We start from the raw sequence: 18,079 nt of genomic DNA, 5'->3' as shown, positions 1-18,079 counted from the left end.
AGGGGGAAGCAAACATGGCAGAAACCATCCTGGACGTGCGCGACCTGCGCACCTCCTTCTATACGGACGAAGGCGAAGTGAAGGCCGTTGACGGCGTCAGCTTCTCCGTCCCGAAAGGAAAGACGATCGGCATCGTCGGCGAATCGGGCTCGGGCAAGAGCATCACCTCTTTGTCGATCCTCCGCCTGCTCGCCTCCAACGGCAAAGTCGTCGGCGGGGAAGTGCGGTTCAAAGGCGACAACCTGCTCGCCTACTCCGAAAAGAAAATGCGCGGACTCCGGGGCAATAAAATCTCGATGATCTTCCAGGAGCCGATGACGTCGCTCAACCCGGTGTTCACCGTCGGCCAGCAAATTTCCGAAACACTCATCGAGCACCAAGGCATGTCGAAAAAGGCGGCGATGGCCAAGTCGGTCGACCTGCTGAAACTCGTCGGCATCCCGTCTCCCGAAAAACGGGTGAAGCAATATCCGTATGAACTTTCCGGCGGGATGCGCCAGCGTGTCATGATCGCCATTGCGCTCGCCTGCAATCCGGAAATCCTGATCGCGGATGAGCCGACAACGGCGCTCGACGTGACGATCCAGGCTCAGATCCTCGGCCTGATCCGGGACCTGCAGCAGCGCATGGGCATGTCGGTCGTACTCATCACCCATGACCTCGGCGTCGTGGCCGAGACATGCGATTACGTGGCCGTCATGTACGCCGGACAGGTTGTCGAGTACAGCGACGTCCGCACGCTGTTCCGCAAACCGCGTCATCCTTACACAATCGGTCTTCTGAAATCTTTGCCGCGCCCGGACGCCGATCAGGAGAAACTCGTCCCGATCCACGGCACCGTCCCGTCGCCGCTCCACATGCCGGTCGGCTGCCGGTTCAATCCGCGCTGCCCGGCGGCGACCGATCTGTGCCGGGAACAGCTGCCGGATTTGTTCGACGACGGCGAAGGCAATCAGGTGCGCTGCTGGATCTACAACGAACAGTGGCCGGGAGAAAAGGAGGTGGACGTCTTTGGAGAAGAAAGAATTGCTCGTCGTTGACGGGCTCAAGCAGTACTTCCCGATCAAAGGCGGCTTCCTTGGCCGCACGGTCAACCACGTCAAGGCCGTCGACGACATCAGCTTCACCATCCATGAAGGCGAAACCGTCTCGATCGTCGGGGAATCCGGCTGCGGCAAGTCGACGACCGGACGGGCCATACTCCGTCTGGAGGAACCGACGGAAGGAAAAGTCGTCTTCAACGGCGACGATCTGACGCAGCTGTCGAAGTCGGATATGCGGAAACACCGCAAGGACCTGCAGATCATCTTCCAGGATCCGTATGCGTCGATCAATCCGCGTCAGACGGTTTCGGATGTGCTGGATGAGGCCATGACGATCCAAAATGTCCTCCCGAAGAGGGAACGCCGGCAGCGGATCATCGAACTGCTCGAAACGGTCGGCCTCAACGCGGCACAGGCGGATCGCTATCCGCACGAATTCTCCGGCGGCCAGCGCCAGCGGATCGGCATCGCCCGCGCACTCTCGGTGAACCCGAAGCTCATCATCTGTGATGAGGCGGTGTCCGCGCTCGACGTCTCGATTCAGGCGCAGGTGCTGAACCTGCTCGATGAACTGCAGGAAGAGTACAATCTGACTTACCTGTTCATCTCGCACGACCTCGGCGTTGTCCGGCATATCTCGGACCGCGTCATCGTCATGTACGTCGGCAAGATCGTCGAAATCGGCGACAAGCACTCGATCTTCGACAACCCGAAACACCCGTACACGAAAGCCCTCCTGTCCGCGATCCCGGTTCCGGATCCCGACCGGGAACGCAACCACATCGTCCTCCGAGGCGATGTCCCGTCCCCGATCGATCCGCCGAGCGGCTGCCGGTTCCACACCCGCTGTCCGTTCGCACAGGAAAAATGCCGGGTGGACGTGCCGGAGCTCGTGCGCCACGAAGGCATGAAAGACGGCCACGAAGCCGCCTGCCACTTCGTCGAAGAAATCGAACGCGGCGAAGTGAAACCGCGCGAACTCGCCGTCACTGCTTTTTAAATAAAGGAAGAAAACCGGACGACCGTATTTTCGCGGCCGTCCGGTTTTTTGTTGGGGAGCAGGAGAAGGGATGGGGAAATCGGAGTAAGGGGAGGGAAATCGGAGTAAGGCAGGGAAAATCGGAGTAAGGGGAGGGAAATCGGAGTAAGGGGAGGGAAATCGGAGTAAGGGAGGGGAAATCGGAGTAAGGAGAGGGAAATCGGAGTAAGGCAGGGAAAATCGGAGTAAGGGGAGGGAAATCGGAGTAAGGGAGGGGAAATCGGAGTAAGGGGAGGGAAATCGGAGTAAGGAGAGTGAAATCGGAGTAAGGCAGGGAAAATCGGAGTAAGGGGAGGGAAATCGGAGTAAGGGAGGGGAAATCGGAGTAAGGAGAGGGAAATCGGAGTAAGGGAGCCAAATTCGGAGTAAGGACTAAAAATTTGTCCCTAAGTATTTCGGTAACGCCCGGAACACTTCCCAAATGAACGCAAATGACAGTTCGCAGATTCACACCGGCTTAGACAATGCCCGCAGTAGGTGTTTTTATTCCGCCCAAAAAGCCCCCGTTCCAATAAAAGGAACAGGGGCTTCGCCGGTCACAGGATGAACAAGCCGAGCAGTCCGCTCAAAACGCCGAGCAGGACGACGGCGCCCGAAACGAACCAGAGGACTTTCCGGGGAAATGCGCCAGCCACGAGCAGGAGTGACGGGAGGCTGATGGCCGGCAGGGTGATGAGCAGCGCGGCGGCCGGTCCGGTGCCGAGGCCGGCTGTCATGAAAGTCTGGATGATCGGGATTTCGGCGGCTGTCGGGATGACGAACAGGGCACCGCCGATCGCAAAGAGCAGAATGGCCAGGAATGAGTTGCCCGAAGCGCCGTCAAGCAGCGGAAACAGCCATGGCCGGACTGCCGCGATGAGCAGGACGGACAGGAAGTAGGCGGGCACGATAAAGAGCGCCATGCGGCCCATCGTTTTCAGCCAGCTCAAGAGGAAAGGTCCGTCTGCCGGCTTTTCCTCCGAGTCTTCGATCATCTTGTCCAATCCGTCCGGTTCGGCTGCCGGAGCAAACCGGTTGGCCACATAGCTGACGCCGAACACGATGACCATGCCGACCGCCGCGCGGAGCAGGGTGAACTTCCATGACAGGACGAATGACATGAAGATGAGGACGGCCGGATTCAGGACCGGATTGCCGAGCCAGAAGGCGAGTGCCGCCCCGACGGATACATTTTTCTTCCGGAGTCCGGCGGCCACCGGTGCTGCGCAGCAAGTGCACATCATGCCGGGCAGGCTGGAAAGTCCCGCGATGGCAGTGCTGCCGAAAGATGTTTTGCCGAGTGTCCGGAGCAGCCAGTCAGCAGGGATGAGCACTTGAACAAGAGACCCGAGGATAATCCCGAGGACCGCGGCCTTCCAGACGGCCAGAAAATAAGTGACGACATATGACCAGGTGCCTTCCCAGGAAAACGAGCCGGCATCGGCCGGATTGCCGAGGATGGAGTCGCCGATGGAGTGTGTGGTGATCGCGGTCAGGCTTTTGCCCCAGTAGGGCACCCATTTGACGTAGGCAAGCCCGGCGATCGCCACGATGAGAAAAAGTGAAATATAGACAACGGTCCGTTTTCTTGAGGACCGGATGGATGAATTCAAACTGAGGACCTCCCAGAAAAAGTTAACCGACACAGTATACCAAAGATAGCCGATTTGTTCCATAGGAAATCAAAACGCCCCGGGCATGAAGCCACGGGGCGGATTGCATCTTGCCGGAAGGAGCGTTCTTCCCGAAAACCGGCTCATACTTCCTGGAACTGAATGTTGTGCAGCCGTGCGAACAGGCCGCCTTTTCGGACGAGTTCGTCGTAGGTGCCGTCTTCGGCGATGCCGTCTTTCGTCACGACGAGGACTCGGTCGGCGTCGCGGATCGTGGCGAGCCGGTGGGCGATGACGAGCGTCGTCCGGTCTTCGGACAGTTCAGCGAGCGATTGCTGGATGATGCGCTCGGTTTCCGTGTCGAGTGCGGACGTCGCTTCATCCAATATTAAAATCGGCGGGTTTTTCAGGAACATGCGGGCGATGGCGAGCCGCTGTTTCTGCCCGCCGGACAACTTCAGACCGCGTTCTCCGATTTCGGTGCTGTAACCGTCCGGCAGTTCCGCGATGAACTCTTCGAGGTGGGCTTTGCGCGCTGCCTCATATACTTCCTCGTCGCTTGCGCCAAGCTTGCCGTATGCGATGTTCTCAAAGATCGTCCCTGTAAACAGGAAGACATCCTGCTGGACGATGCCGATCTGGGAGCGGAGCGACTCCATCGTCATATCGCGGACATCGATTCCGTCGATGGAGATCGATCCTTCATTCACATCATAAAACCGCGGGATGAGTGAGCAGATCGTCGTTTTCCCGGCGCCAGACGGCCCGACGAAAGCGACCGTCTGGCCGGAGCGGACCGACAGGCTGACCCGGCTCAGCACCGGTTTCTGGTCGTCATAGCGGAACGACACCTCATCGAATCGGATATTGCCGTCCAGCGAGTCCACGACAATCGCATCAGGCCGGTCCTGTACATCCGGTTCCTGGTCGATGAGCTCGCGAAACCTGCGGAAACCGGCCATTCCTTTCGGATACAGTTCAAGCAATGCGCTGATTTTATCGACCGGCTTGATCAAAACATTGACGAACAGCACGAAGGAGACGAGTTCGCCGTAGGACAACCGGCCGTTGAAAGAGAACCAGGCGCCGATGACGAGGACGAGCAGCGTGACGAGGCGCGTCATCATGTACATGCTCGAATGGGTCCATGCCATCACCTTGTAGGCGACAAGCTTGGCGCCACGGAAGCTGCCATTGTCTTTGCGGAAACGCTCCATTTCAAACGGCTCGTTCGTGAACGACTGGACAACCCGGACGCCAGACACGCTGTCCTCGACGCGCGCATTCACCTCGGCGATCCGCCCGTACATGTTGCGCCACGCCTTGTTCATCCGGATGTTGCAGAACGTGACGAGCCAGACAAGGAACGGGACCATGATGATCGTGATGAGGGCGAGCTCCGGATTGATGGTGTACATGATCGAGAAGGCGCCGATGATCGTCATGATGGCGATGAAGACGTCCTCGGGCCCGTGGTGGGCGAGCTCGCCGATATCGAACAGGTCGTTCGTGATGCGGCTCATCACATGCCCCGTCTTCGTGTTATCGAAAAACCGGAACGACTGCCGCTGCACGTGATTGAACAGCTGCTGCCGCATGTCGGTCTCGATGTTGATGCCGAGCATGTGCCCGAGGTAGGAGACGATGTACTGCAAGAACGTGCTCAACAAATAGATGGCGAGCAGCAGGACACTCACCCAGACAATTTTGCCCCAGTTGCCGGTCGGCAGCAGCTCGTCGATGAACCACTGGACCGCCACCGGAAAAGCGAGTTCGAGAAGCGCGACGAACACGGCACTGGAGAAGTCGATGATGAACAGCCGCCTGTGCGGCTTATAATAGGAAAAGAATTGCTTCAGCATAATGTCCTCCCGGAAATATTTCGGCTCCCGTTATTATAGCGGAAGCAGGGCCGGAGAGGAAGGTGGATGGGACTTTTGTTTCATATCTTTGAAAATCAGGAACTTTCGATGAGCCCTTCCGTATAGAACAGGAGACACAGCAAAGAAAGGAAGGATCACCCGATGAAGAAATTTCTGATGACCCTTGCGGCCGGGACACTGGCGTTCGGGCTGGCCGCCTGCAGCGACACGGCAGAGCCGGCACCGGGAACCGACAAGGAAAAGACGAGCGACATGACGGCGGAGCAGGTTTACGAGAAAGCGATGGAAGCTTCCAAAGACATGAAGAGCGCCGAGGCGAAAATGGACATCGCGCAAACTATCGAAGTACCGGGCCAGGATGTCAAAATCGACTCTGATTCGAAGTTCGACGTCCAGATGGTGCTCGATCCGCTGGCAATGCACCAAAAAGGTACGACGACGATGAAAATGAACGATGAAGAGCAGACTGTGGATATTGACATGTACATGACCGAAGACGGTACGATTTATATTTACACGCCGGAAGCCGATCAATGGCTGAAAATGGAGGGCATGCTGGAAGGCCTCGACCAGCTTTCCGCTCAGCAGCCGGACCCTGAAGAGCAGCTCGCCCAGCTCCAGGAGTATGCGAAAGACATGAAATTCGAACAGACGAACGATGAGTATGTATTGAAACTGAATGCCGATGGCGACAAGTTCAATGCGCTCGTTAAAGAAACGATGGAAGAGCAAATCCCGCCTGAAATGCTTGAGGGGATGAGCGACGAAGAAAAACAGGCACTTGAGAAGATGGACGTCAAAGACATGAGCTATGAAATCCATATCGACAAAAAGACTTACGATATGAAAGCGATGAACATGAAAATGTCGATGACGATGGAAGCAGAAGGCGAAGAAATGAACATCGACATGGACATGAAATCCGTCTACACGAACATCAACGGAATCGAGAACATCGAGATTCCTCAGGACGTCATCGACTCCGCTGTTGATCTCCAGCAATAAAACCAAAGCCCGCGGCCATTCGCTGCGGGTTTTCGCATGCCCGTGAGTCGAACGATTCCCGCGAGTCGAATGAATCTGCCCGCGAGTCGAACGATTCCCATCGTGAGTCGAACGATTCCCATCGTGAATCGAACGATTCCGGCCCTGAGTCGACCGAATTCCGAGGCTCTCCGCTTTCCCTTCCCGCACAATTCCATGACTTTTTCATCAATTCCCATCCTCACTGATAATCATTTTCAATTATCCTTTGACTTAGTGATCGCCCGTGCTATAATAGGCATTGCGAAGGGCATTGATAATCATTTTCAACGAACATTCTCAATCGCCTTTCAAATAGTCATGCATCGGGGATAGCCATGAAGAAACGTTACTTGATCGCCGGACTGCTCGTTCTGTCGTTCCTCTCATTGTTCGTCGGGGCGAGCAGCATCACACCAGCGGATCTCCTGAATCCAGGATCCGAAGAAATGGAAATATTCCTGATCAGCCGGCTTCCGAGGCTCATCGCCATCCTGCTTGCGGGAGCGGGGATGAGCATCACCGGACTGATCATGCAGCAACTGAGCCGCAACAAGTTTGTGTCGCCGACGACAGCCGGTACGCTTGATGCGACCCGGCTGGGGATCCTCGTCTCGATGCTGCTTTTCGCAAACGCGACGACCCTCGAGAAGATGGCCATCTCATTTGCATTCGCACTTGCGGGCACTTTGCTGTTCATGCAGATCCTCGAGCGCATCAAGTTCAAAGATGCGATTTTCATTCCGCTCGTCGGTCTCATGTTCGGGAATATCCTCTCCTCTCTGACGACGTTCTTCGCCTACCGGGCGGACGTCATCCAGAATATCTCCGCCTGGCTGCAGGGGGACTTTTCGATGATCATGAAGGGTCGCTACGAGCTGTTGTACATCAGCATCCCGGTCCTGATCATCGCCTACCTGTACGCCAACCGGTTCACGGTGGCAGGAATGGGGGAGGACTTTTCCAAGAACCTCGGGCTCAATTACCGCTGGGTGGTCAACTTCGGGCTGATCCTCGTCGCGCTCATCACGACGACGGTCGTCCTCACGGTCGGCATGATTCCGTTTCTTGGCCTCATCATCCCGAACATCGTCTCCATTCTCAAAGGAGACCATTTACAAAAGACATTGCCGCACACGGCTTTGCTCGGAGCGATTTTCCTGCTTCTCTGCGACATTCTCGGACGTGTGCTCATCTATCCATACGAAATCTCGATCAGTCTGATGGTCGGGGTCATCGGCAGCGGGATTTTCCTCTATCTGCTGTTCAGGGGGAAAGCTTATGCGTGACTCCGTCAAACTGATCATCCTTTACGCGGCGGCTGCTGTTTTCTGCGGGCTGTATCTGTTCCACGGCCTCAACGGCAGCTTTGACTACGCCCTCCCGAGAAGGGGCATGAAAGTCGCCGCCATGGCCATCACCGGCGTCGCGATCGCCTATGCGACGGTCGTCTTCCAGACGATCACGCAAAACCGGATCCTGACGCCGAGCATCATGGGGCTCGATTCGCTTTATCTGCTCCTGCAGACATTGCTCATCTTTTTCCTTGGCTCGACCCACATGACGGTCGTCAACAAACAGGTGAACTTCCTCCTGTCGGTGGCCGTGATGATCATCTTTGCTTTGTTGCTTTATCAATTCCTGTTTAAAAAAGGCCAGCGTCCGGTCTACTTCCTGCTGCTCGTCGGAATCATCGTCGGCACCTTCTTCGGAAGCATTTCGACTTTCCTGCAGGTGCTGATCGATCCGAACGAATTCCTGCGCGTACAGGACCGGATGTTCGCAAGCTTCAACAACGTCAGTTCCGAGCTCGTCTGGCTGTCTGTCGTGGTCGTCGCCGTCTGCATCGCCATCGGCTGGCGCCAGCTGCGCTATATGGACGTCATCTCGCTGGGCCGGGACATCGCCGTCAACCTCGGCGTGCCGTACGACCGGCTTGTCAAACAGACGCTCGTCCTGTCTTCGGTGCTCATCGCAGTTTCGACGGCGCTTGTCGGTCCGATCACGTTCTTCGGACTGATTGTGGCGAACCTGAGCTATCAGTTCTTCCGGTCGTTCAAGCACTCCGTCTTGATCACCGGCGCCGTCGGCATGAGCCTGATCATGCTGATCGGCGGACAGTGGGTCGTGGAACGCGTCTTCACGTTCTCGACGACGCTGAGTGTCATCATCAACTTTGCCGGTGGCGTATACTTCATCTATCTACTACTTAAGGAGAGTCGATCCGCATGATCCAAGTCCGTGAACTGTCCAAGTTTTATGGGAAAAAAGCCGTCGTAGAAAAAGTCTCGGTCAATATTCAGCGCGGCAAGATCACCTCATTCATCGGGCCGAACGGAGCAGGGAAATCCACGCTCCTCTCGATGGTCAGCCGGCTTTTGGATGCGGATACGGGTGAAGTGCTCGTCGACAAAGATGACGTCCGGAAGATGAAGTCCGATGAGTTTTCAAAGCGTGTCTCCATTCTCAAGCAATCCAACTTCATGAATGTCCGCCTGACCGTGCGCGAACTCGTATCGTTCGGCCGCTTCCCGCATTCAAAGGGTCGCCTGAACAGCGAGGACCTTCGCATCATCGACCAGGCGATCGACTATATGGAACTGGGCGATATCCAGCACAGCTTCCTGGATGAACTGTCGGGCGGCCAGCGCCAGCGCGCATTCATCTCGATGGTTATCGCACAGGACACCGAATATATCCTGCTTGATGAGCCGCTCAACAACCTGGACATGAAGCACTCCGTACAGATCATGAAAATCCTGCGCCGCCTCGTCGACGAACTCGGCAAAACGGTCGTCATCGTCCTGCACGATATCAACTTTGCGTCCGTCTACTCGGACCGGATCGTCGCGCTCAAAAATGGCCGGGTCGTCAAAGACGGACCGACGGAAGACATCATTAATTCGGATTCGCTCAAAGAGATCTATGACATGGACATCCCGATCAAGCAGATGAGCAACTGCCGGATCTGCGTTTACTTCAATTCCTGAACACATCCCTAATGACAAGCGAGGTCTATGACGATGAAGAAAAAACTCTCAATCTTTGCCATTCTGTTGGCGTTCCTCCTCATCCTTGGCGCATGCGGCAATAAAGATGCCGGCAACGCCGATAAATCGGATGACTCAGCTTCCGGCGACAAGAAAGCGGAAGAAACCGAAACGATCACGATCAAGCATGAACTCGGCGAAGCGCCTGTTAAAAAGAACCCTGAAAACGTCGTTGTCTTCGACTTCGGCATCCTCGACACGCTCGATGAACTCGGCGTGAATGTGAAGGGCGTTCCGCAGGCGACCGTTCCTTCTTATCTTGAAAAGTACAAGTCGGACGAGTACACGAACGTCGGCAGCCTGAAAGAGCCGGACTTTGAAGCGATCCATGCCCTCAAGCCGGACGTCATCTTCATCTCGGGCCGCCAGGCGGATCTGTATGATCAGTTCGCCGAAATCGCGCCGACGGTTTACATCCCGCTCGACACAACCGATTACCTCAACTCGTTCAAAGAGAACATGAACACGGTTGCCAAGATCTTCGATAAAGAAGACGAAATGAAGCAAGAGCTTGCGGATATCGACGACCGCGTCGCTGCCATTCAGGAAAAGACTTCCGGAATGGATGAAAAAGGCCTCATCGTGCTCGGAACAGAAGGCAAAGTCAGCGCTTACGGCCCGGCTTCCCGGTTCGGCTTGATCCATGACGTGTTCGGCGTAAAGCCGGCGGATGACAAGATCGAAGCTTCTACACATGGCCAGAACATCACGTTCGAGTACATCCTCGACACGAACCCGGACATCCTGTATGTCATCGACCGCGATGCGGCAATCGGCACGGATTCCAGCGTCAAGGCTTCGCTCGAAAATGACCTCGTCAAAAAGACGAACGCCTACAAAAATGACAAAATTGTCTATCTGAACGGCGAAGTCTGGTACCTTGCAGGCGGGGGCCTTCAGTCCATGAAGGAAATGATTTCCGAAGTGGAAGGCAGCCTCTGATCAACCATTCATAAGTAAAACGACTGGAAAGCCCAATATGGGGCCTTCCGGTCGTTTTACTTTTTGTTGAAAATCTTGTCGAATTACGGCATGCATGCCGGCCCGCCCGATGTTACAATGGAAAAGAATAATCAAATCCGGAGGTGGACACCATGAACAGAAACCGGTGGATGGTCCTCGGTGCTGCCGTGGCCGCCGCCCTTTTCGCAGGGCTCGCCTCCGCTCTCCACACGGACTGGGCAATCGCACTCGACAACCGGATGGCCGATCTGCTGGAAGGCAACCGGCTGCTTGAGTTCTTTACTATTTTCGGGGACGTCCGGTTCATCGCCATTGCTCTGCTTGTCGGAGCGATCATGCTTTATATCAAGCGAGACTGGGTGGGGTTGCTGTTCCTCGGCATTTCCCTCGGCGGCGGAACCATCCTGAATCAGGGCCTGAAGCAAGTGTTCGCCCGGCAGCGCCCCGATATCCCGGATCAGCTCGCAAGTTTCAGTTTTCCGTCGGGCCATTCCCAGATGGGGCTTCTTTATCTGCTGACGCTTGCGCTTCTGTTTGCGGGTGCGGCACAATCCCGCGCTGCCCGTCGGCTCATCTGGGCGGGCATCCTGCTTTTGGCCGTCCTGATCGGCTCCTCACGGATTGCCCTCGGGCGTCACTTTGCGACGGACGTGCTCGGCGGATGGCTGCTCGGCACGGCATGGTTCCTGCTGATCGCCGTCCTCTTCATTAAATATGGCGGTCGGTCACTGAGGCGGAAGGCATAGGCCTTCTGCTTACTTCGAATAGTTAATATACACGTTTAAGTGGTATAGATAGTCAAAGGACTGAAAGAGTGACTGCCTCATGACTTATAAAATCAGCGAAGAACTTGCCCGGCTCGGGATCGAGCGAATGGGAGACGCGCCCGTGGAAGGATTCGTCTACGGTCAGGGGCCCGATGAGCCGGAGCTCATGCTCATCGGCGAGGCACCGGGGGAGAACGAGCTCGTGGACGGGATCCCGTTCATCGGACGTGCGGGTCGGGAGTTGATGGCTTCTCTTGCATCGATCGGACTGACACGCGAGGATGTATACATCACAAGTGCTGTACGCAGCCGCCCGTACCGCTGGGGAACGAAGCGGGAGCGGAACGGAACGCTGACCGAACGGAAATACAACCGCACGCCGAATGCCAAGGAAATATTGGCGCATGCGCCGCTGCTCGACGATGAGATGGCGAATGTCAGGCCTAAACTGATCGTGACGCTCGGAAATATCGGACTCCAGCGGCTGCTCGGAAAAGAATACAAAGTCGGCGATGTGCACGGGCAGCTGATTCAAGCGCCGGTCCGGTTCCTGGCTGATGAAAAAGACCGGACCTACAGTCTGACGGATGATTCCCGGACGGTCATTCCGACATTTCATCCGGCTTCCGTCTTTTACAATCCGAAGCTCCGGGAACAGGTGAAGAACGACTGGCTGGCAATCGGTGACGCACTGGCGCAGTTCGGCGGCCATCGAAATTAAACGGATGCTGGAATCCGAAAAGGAGGCGGGCGCATATGATGGATCGACCCGATAGAAACAGAGGAAAGGCGTCCCGCCCCGAGTCCGTGAAAGGGATCCGCCCTTTCAGCGCTTCGGATGCGTTTTATCTGCTGGAGAATATGTCCGACGGGTTTTACATGGTGGACCGGGAAGGGACGTTCATCTATCTGAATGACATGGCTTACCGGATTCTCGAGCGGGAAGGGGGAAATTTGGTCGGCTGTAATGTGTGGGAAGAGTTTCCGGAGGCGGAGTCTCAGCTGCGGCGTATCTATGAAAAAGCGATCAGAGAAGAGACGCGCTTCCTGACGGAGATTTACTTCGAGCCGCTGAAAACCTGGTTCGAGGTGGTTGGCCAGCCCGTCGACGGGGACCGGCTGGCCGTTTACTTCAGCGACATCAGCCGGTTTAAAACCGCGGAAAGCCAGCTTGAATTCCTGGCTTACCGGGATGACCTGACCGGGTTGCCGAACAGGAGGGCGTCCCTTGAGATGGCCGGTGATTTCATCAGGGAGGACCGGGAATTCTCGATTGTCCTTCTCGACATCGACGGCTTCCGCCAGCTCAACGACTTGTACGGCCACGACACGGGGGACCGGTATATCGAGGTGATCGCGGAGCGGCTGGAGAAGCTGGTCCGCCCGGACGATGTGCTCACCCGGACGGCAGGCGATGAATTCCTCATATTGGCGGACTGCACAGACTTGGACAGGCTGGACGGCTGGGTGAAGGAGATTCTCAAAAACATCAGCACCCCGGTCAAGCTGACGCCGACGTTCAACTTCAGCGCGACGGCGAGCATCGGCATCAGCCGGCATCCCGAGGACGGAGGGTGCATCGGCGAACTGCTCAGCATGGCTGATACGGCGATGTATGAGTCCAAACTGAAGAGAGGGAACTGCTTCTCGATTTACCACGGCAAGATGAGGGCCAAGCTGGAGCGGAGGCGCATCATCGAGGATGATCTGTTTTCCGGCCAGTTTTGCGAGAAGGGGTTTCATTACGTCGTCCAGCCGCAGATCGACGGAACGGACGGAAGCCTGATCGGCATTGAAGTGCTCTCGCGTTGGGAACACCCGGAGCTGGGGCCGATCTCCCCGTTCGAGTTCATCCAGATTGCGGAAGACAGCGGGGCCATCGAACAGCTGACCCGCCGGCTGCTGGACATGATGCTCGACGAAGCGGGCAAATGGATCGGGCGGTACCGGGACATTCCGAAGATCGCCGTCAATGTCACCCCCAATCTGCTCGAGAACAAAATGTTCTACTCCAATCTGATCCGCAAGCTGCGCAAGAACGGCGTTTCGCCGGAGCGGTTCGAAATTGAAATCACCGAGGAAAGCGAACTGCTTTCTTCGGAACAAATTTTGTCCAACCTCAGGAAGTGCCAAAAAGCGGGCATGACGATCTCGATCGACGATTTCGGAACCGGGTTTTCCGGCTTGTCTTACTTGACGAACTTCCCGGTCGACAAGATCAAGATCGACCGCTTCTTCATCAGCCTGATCGGCAAGTCCCAACAGTCGGAGGCGATCCTCCGGTCCATCATCACGCTTGCGGACGGGCTCGGGCTAGAAGTCATTGCCGAAGGCGTGGAGACGGCGGAGGAGCTGCACTTTCTGGTCGCGGCGGGCTGCCCCCATGTGCAGGGGTATTATTTCGACAAGCCACTTCAGCCGAAGGAATTTGAAGAGAAATATCTGGCCGGCCGCCATGCGCCGGCCGAGTGAACCGGTCTATGGCCCCATCGTGGGTCAGGGGCCGTATTTTTTTGTGAAGTTCGCGCTTTCGGTGATAAAGATAACGCTTTGCCGAATAAAGATAACGTTTCTGTTGATAAAGATAACGCTTCCCGCGATAAAGATAACGTTTCCTAAAAATTTTGTGTTTGACATGATTTTTTATTGGAATGGAGTTGCACAAAGGAAACTTTTTGAATAAAATGGCGGTATCCAATGATGAAAGTGGTTGAATGAATGGACGGAAACGTATGGTTTGCGCTCGGACTCACAGTGTTGGCGGGACTCGCCACGGGCATCGGCAGCCTTCTTGCTTTCTTCACTTCCAGGACCAATACGAAGTTCCTGTCTGTCGCGCTCGGGTTTTCGGCGGGAGTGATGATCTTCGTCTCGCTCGTGGAAATCTTCGTCAAGGCGAAAGTGGAACTGGTGGCGGAACTGGGGATGCGGCCGGGGTACTGGGCGACGCTCGCCGGTTTCTTCGGCGGCATGCTGCTGATTGCCTTGATCGACCATTTCATCCCCTCGGCGGGCAATCCCCATGAAGTGAGGGGAGTGGAGGACGTCGAGGACGGACCGACGAACGACGAATACGCGAAACTGAGAAAAATGGGGTTGTTCACGGCGCTGGCGATTGCCATCCATAACTTCCCGGAGGGGATTGCCACATTCACCTCCGCCCTGCAGGACCCGACACTCGGCGTCGCCATTGCGATTGCGGTCGCCATCCACAACATTCCAGAGGGCATTGCGGTCGCAGTTCCGATCTATTATGCGACAGGAAACCGGATGCAGGCATTCAAGCTCAGTTTCCTGTCCGGTCTCGCGGAGCCTGCAGGTGCGATCCTCGCTTTTCTGATCTTGATGCCGTTTTTGAACGGCGTCATGTTCGGCGTCATCTTTGCGGCGGTGGCGGGCATCATGGTGTTCATCTCGCTTGATGAACTGCTTCCGGCGGCGCAGAAATTCGACGAAGCCCACTTGTCGATCTACGGCCTGATCGCCGGCATGGCGGTCATGGGCATCAGCTTGGTTTTAGTGTCATGACACCTGTTGTCAACCGGCCGGTAAAGTTGTATAGTTAGGAAGGTCAATAGACTATACAAATGTAAAGACAGGTGAATCAGATGGCAACAGCAGCAACCGGGCGGGCGGCAAAACCCGCCATCACCAGAAATAAACTTCTCGGAACGGCAGGACTTGCCTGGATGTTCGATGCGATGGATGTCGGCATCCTGTCGTTTGTCATCGCGGCGCTTGCTGCCGATTGGGCGCTGACGCCCGGCCAGATGGGCTGGATCGGCAGCGTGAATTCCATCGGCATGGCGGTCGGCGCATTTGCATTCGGCCTGCTGGCGGACAGGATCGGCCGGAAAAATGTGTTCATCATGACGCTTGTCCTGTTTTCCGTCGCGAGCGGCCTGTCCGCCGCCACAACAGGGTTGGCCGCGTTCCTTGTGCTCCGGTTTGTGGTCGGCGCGGGGCTCGGCGGGGAGCTGCCGGTCGCGTCGACGCTTGTGTCGGAAAGTGTCGGGGCGAAAGAACGCGGCCGGATTGTCGTCCTGCTGGAAAGCTTTTGGGCCGGCGGCTGGCTCATCGCGGCGCTCATCTCTTACTTCGTCATTCCTGAATACGGCTGGCGCATCGCACTCGTGCTCACTGCACTGCCGGCTTTCTATGCAATTTACCTGCGCCTCCATCTGCCCGACTCGCCGGAGTTCACGGCGAAAAAAGAGAAGACCGGAACGGTTGCGCAAAATGTGGCAGCGCTCTGGTCGACCAAGTACAGAAAGCCGACGCTCATGCTCTGGATCGTCTGGTTCACGGTCGTCTTTTCGTACTACGGCATGTTCCTCTGGCTCCCGAGCGTCATGGTCATGAAAGGCTTCGACCTGATCCACAGCTTCGGCTACGTCCTGCTCATGACCATTGCACAGCTGCCGGGCTATTTCACGGCCGCCTGGCTGATTGAAAAGGCCGGGCGCAAGTTCGTCCTGAGTGCTTTCATGATCGGCACGGCTGTGAGCGCGCTCGTGTTCGGAAGCGCTGACGTGACGTGGATTTTGTTGACTGCGGGTGCCTTCCTGAGCTTCTTCAACCTCGGGGCATGGGGAGCCCTCTACGCCTACTCGCCGGAACAGTATCCGACGGTCATCCGCGGAACCGGCACCGGAACCGCGGCCGCCGTCGGCCGGATCGGCGGCATCTTCGGCCCCCTCCTCGTCGGGTCACTCGTCGGCGCCGGTGTCGGTCTCGGCCCGATCTTTGCCATCTTCTGCGGGGCGATTTTGATCGGCGTGGCGGCGGTGGTTTTCCTTGGTATGGAAACGAAGCAGCTGGAACTGGAATAAGAATGAAAGAACCCCTTTCCCGCGCGGCCGGCCGGCGGAAAGGGGGTTCTTTCGTGAGTGAGACGCAATCCGGTCCGAGTAAGACGCAACCCGGCCCGAGTGAGACGCAATCCGGTCCGAGTGAGACGCTTTTGCCGACTCGAAAGGTGTCACAGCTCCTCGATTTTCCGGAGCATATCTGAAAAGACCTCGTCCGGGGAGCGGGGATGGCCGTCCGCGTCCTCCAGGTAGAAATACCAGGCGTCTTCCCGTTTTTCAGCCCCTCCCGTGTTCATGTAAACCGTCGAGTGTGAACCATTGCCGAGGTCGAAACCGGTTTGGTAGGTGACGCCTTCGGTGATGAACGGCAGGTGGCCTTTTTCGGAACCCACGAATGCAACCGGGATGGACAAGCCGTGGAAAAACGGTGTGTATGAGTCTGTGGAAAGCTTTTCGAATGTGCCGGGCATGACAAACAAGGCGTCGAAGTCGGCGGATAAATCTTCGGCGGCTGATTGGATGCCTTCAACAGGCACTTCCTTATATGAAATTTTGCTGCTCTCATACGCCGGTTTCTCGCCGACATAGGCGATCGTCAACAGCTTGCCATCGTACGTTTCGCTTTCCGGCTTCGGTGAGCAGGCAACGGCACAAATCGCCAGAAACAAGATGAGGATGAAGTTCCTTTTCATCCAATTCACCCCTTTCAGCTGGTGCTGGTTCAGTTATATTATAATCCCTTTTTTGGGATAGTGAAGAGTGTTTCGAAAAGTTGAATGGAACCAAATTACGCTCCGATCCGTAAATAAGAGAAAGGGAAGGTGGGTTTCGATGGAAATCCGGGATTTTTACGTGACGGTCGGACCGGCGGAGGCGGCGGATCTGGTGAGGGAGGCCATTTCTTCTTCCGTCAGCGGCCGGTTGGTGGATCAGTATGTCAGGACGCACGGCGCACAGGACATGGTTGTGCTAATCATGGAGAAGTATTTCATGCGCACGAACAACCGTGCGACGCTTACGCTCGTTGCCGACAACTTCGACGGAAAGACAAAAGTCCGCCTCACCGGCTCCGGCGGCGGGGAAGGCGCTTTTCTCCGCTTTGACTGGGGAGCCGGCGCCAACTTTTCCGAAACAGGCGAGCGGGCGCTCCTTCCTTATAAAATTGAATTGGATGGATAAGAGGGGTATGAAAAGGGGGGACAGAATGGAAACGGTTTATCTTGCCGGCGGTTGTTTATGGGGCGTGCAGGCGTTCATCAAAACATTGCCCGGGGTCGTCCATACGGAAGCAGGCCGGGCGAATGGCACCAGCCGGACGCTGGAAGGCGACTATGATGGATACGCGGAATGTGTGAAAACCGAATTTGACCCGGCAGCCGTGACGGTGACCGAACTGATGGGATATTTATTTGAAGTCATTGATCCCTACAGCTTGAACAAGCAGGGGGAGGATGTCGGCGAGAAGTACCGGACGGGGTTCTATAGTGAGGATCCGGCCCATCTCAAAGAAGCGGAGGCGTTCATCCGCGGCAGAGCGGATTGTGAACGGATCGCCGTGGAAGTCCTGCCGCTCACGAACTATGTGAGAAGCGCCGAAGAGCACCAGGACCGGCTGGACAGGCATCCCGATGATTATTGTCATATCCCCGGGGAACTGCTGGGCAAATACAAGTGACGTGATAAAAGAAAACAGCACCCGCGAAGGGTGCTGTTTCAGACTGTAGACAAAGTGAGCCTAATGCTCCTTTGGCTACAGTTTTTCTTTTTCCTGAACATCCTTCGGATTTCCGCTGCGGGCCCTCGCTTACCGCGGGCGTTGCCTTAGCCTCCTCGAGCTGCACTCTGCGGGGTCTTCGGCTAACGCTTTTCCCGCAGGTGTCTCGGGCCCTCCGCTTCAATCCACCTTAA

The 18,079-nt window shown here is 56.2% G+C and carries 17 protein-coding genes; 14 read left to right on the top strand and 3 right to left on the bottom strand.

The features are described from left to right. The first annotated feature begins 14 nt into the window (after positions 1-14). Positions 15-1,040 carry an ABC transporter ATP-binding protein gene (locus tag ACFFIY_RS09155; protein WP_354198642.1) on the top strand — a complete coding sequence of 342 codons (1,026 nt, stop codon included), beginning with the start codon at positions 15-17 and terminating at the stop codon, positions 1,038-1,040. Then, on the top strand, positions 1,012-2,043 hold the full coding sequence (locus tag ACFFIY_RS09150) for an ABC transporter ATP-binding protein (RefSeq protein ID WP_354198640.1): 1,032 nt from the start codon (positions 1,012-1,014) through the stop codon (positions 2,041-2,043). The genes ACFFIY_RS09155 and ACFFIY_RS09150 overlap by 29 nt, the downstream gene beginning before the upstream one ends. Positions 2,044-2,618: 575 nt before the next feature. On the opposite strand, the gene ACFFIY_RS09145 is transcribed toward ACFFIY_RS09150, so the two are convergent. Then, a complete protein-coding gene (locus tag ACFFIY_RS09145) occupies positions 2,619-3,674 on the bottom strand; it encodes a permease (RefSeq protein ID WP_354198638.1) in 1,056 nt (351 codons plus the stop codon). Positions 3,675-3,817: 143 nt separating this feature from the next. Continuing rightward, on the bottom strand, positions 3,818-5,536 hold the full coding sequence (locus ACFFIY_RS09140) for an ABC transporter ATP-binding protein (RefSeq protein WP_354198636.1): 1,719 nt from the start codon (positions 5,534-5,536) through the stop codon (positions 3,818-3,820). Positions 5,537-5,698: 162 nt separating this feature from the next. Between ACFFIY_RS09140 and ACFFIY_RS09135 the strand changes: the two genes are divergently transcribed. From ACFFIY_RS09135 to ACFFIY_RS09090, 10 genes are all read left to right on the top strand, one after another. Further along, the gene (locus ACFFIY_RS09135; protein ID WP_354198634.1) at positions 5,699-6,562 is read left to right on the top strand and encodes a DUF6612 family protein; all 864 of its coding nucleotides are present in this window, start codon (positions 5,699-5,701) and stop codon (positions 6,560-6,562) included. A gap of 356 nt (positions 6,563-6,918) precedes the next feature. Next, a complete protein-coding gene (locus ACFFIY_RS09130) occupies positions 6,919-7,869 on the top strand; it encodes an ABC transporter permease (RefSeq protein ID WP_354198632.1) in 951 nt (316 codons plus the stop codon). Further along, the gene (locus ACFFIY_RS09125) at positions 7,862-8,812 is read left to right on the top strand and encodes an iron chelate uptake ABC transporter family permease subunit (RefSeq protein WP_354198630.1); all 951 of its coding nucleotides are present in this window, start codon (positions 7,862-7,864) and stop codon (positions 8,810-8,812) included. The genes ACFFIY_RS09130 and ACFFIY_RS09125 overlap by 8 nt, the downstream gene beginning before the upstream one ends. Then, positions 8,809-9,570, top strand: a complete 762-nt coding sequence (locus ACFFIY_RS09120; protein ID WP_354198628.1) for an iron ABC transporter ATP-binding protein — start codon at positions 8,809-8,811, stop codon at positions 9,568-9,570. The genes ACFFIY_RS09125 and ACFFIY_RS09120 overlap by 4 nt, the downstream gene beginning before the upstream one ends. Positions 9,571-9,603: 33 nt before the next feature. Next, on the top strand, positions 9,604-10,572 hold the full coding sequence (locus ACFFIY_RS09115) for a siderophore ABC transporter substrate-binding protein (RefSeq protein ID WP_354198626.1): 969 nt from the start codon (positions 9,604-9,606) through the stop codon (positions 10,570-10,572). A gap of 152 nt (positions 10,573-10,724) precedes the next feature. Further along, positions 10,725-11,339, top strand: coding sequence for a phosphatase PAP2 family protein (locus tag ACFFIY_RS09110; protein ID WP_354198624.1), 615 nt, complete (start codon positions 10,725-10,727; stop codon positions 11,337-11,339). Between the two features lie 79 nt (positions 11,340-11,418). After that, positions 11,419-12,081 carry a uracil-DNA glycosylase gene (locus tag ACFFIY_RS09105; RefSeq protein WP_376837238.1) on the top strand — a complete coding sequence of 221 codons (663 nt, stop codon included), beginning with the start codon at positions 11,419-11,421 and terminating at the stop codon, positions 12,079-12,081. 86 nt (positions 12,082-12,167) lie between these two features. After that, entirely contained in the window at positions 12,168-13,832 is a 1,665-nt protein-coding gene (locus ACFFIY_RS09100) for a putative bifunctional diguanylate cyclase/phosphodiesterase (RefSeq protein WP_354198622.1), read from the top strand. Between the two features lie 246 nt (positions 13,833-14,078). Continuing rightward, a complete protein-coding gene (gene zupT / locus ACFFIY_RS09095) occupies positions 14,079-14,888 on the top strand; it encodes a zinc transporter ZupT (RefSeq protein ID WP_354198620.1) in 810 nt (269 codons plus the stop codon). Between the two features lie 80 nt (positions 14,889-14,968). Then, positions 14,969-16,192 carry a niacin permease NiaP gene (locus ACFFIY_RS09090; RefSeq protein ID WP_354198618.1) on the top strand — a complete coding sequence of 408 codons (1,224 nt, stop codon included), beginning with the start codon at positions 14,969-14,971 and terminating at the stop codon, positions 16,190-16,192. Between the two features lie 149 nt (positions 16,193-16,341). Here the strand turns inward: ACFFIY_RS09090 and ACFFIY_RS09085 are convergent, their stop codons facing one another. Further along, a complete protein-coding gene (locus tag ACFFIY_RS09085; protein ID WP_354198616.1) occupies positions 16,342-16,863 on the bottom strand; it encodes a hypothetical protein in 522 nt (173 codons plus the stop codon). A 139-nt stretch (positions 16,864-17,002) separates the two neighbouring features. Here ACFFIY_RS09085 and ACFFIY_RS09080 point away from each other — a divergent pair, with 139 nt between their 5' ends. Further along, entirely contained in the window at positions 17,003-17,350 is a 348-nt protein-coding gene (locus ACFFIY_RS09080; protein ID WP_354198614.1) for a DUF6054 family protein, read from the top strand. Positions 17,351-17,375: 25 nt separating this feature from the next. Beyond that, entirely contained in the window at positions 17,376-17,846 is a 471-nt protein-coding gene (locus ACFFIY_RS09075; RefSeq protein WP_354198612.1) for a peptide-methionine (S)-S-oxide reductase, read from the top strand. Positions 17,847-18,079: the final 233 nt, after the last annotated feature.

The organism is Bhargavaea ullalensis, assembly GCF_042432615.1.
In the GTDB taxonomy this organism is placed as follows: domain Bacteria; phylum Bacillota; class Bacilli; order Bacillales_A; family Planococcaceae; genus Bhargavaea; species Bhargavaea ullalensis.
This window is presented reverse-complemented; position numbering and strand designations above follow the sequence as displayed.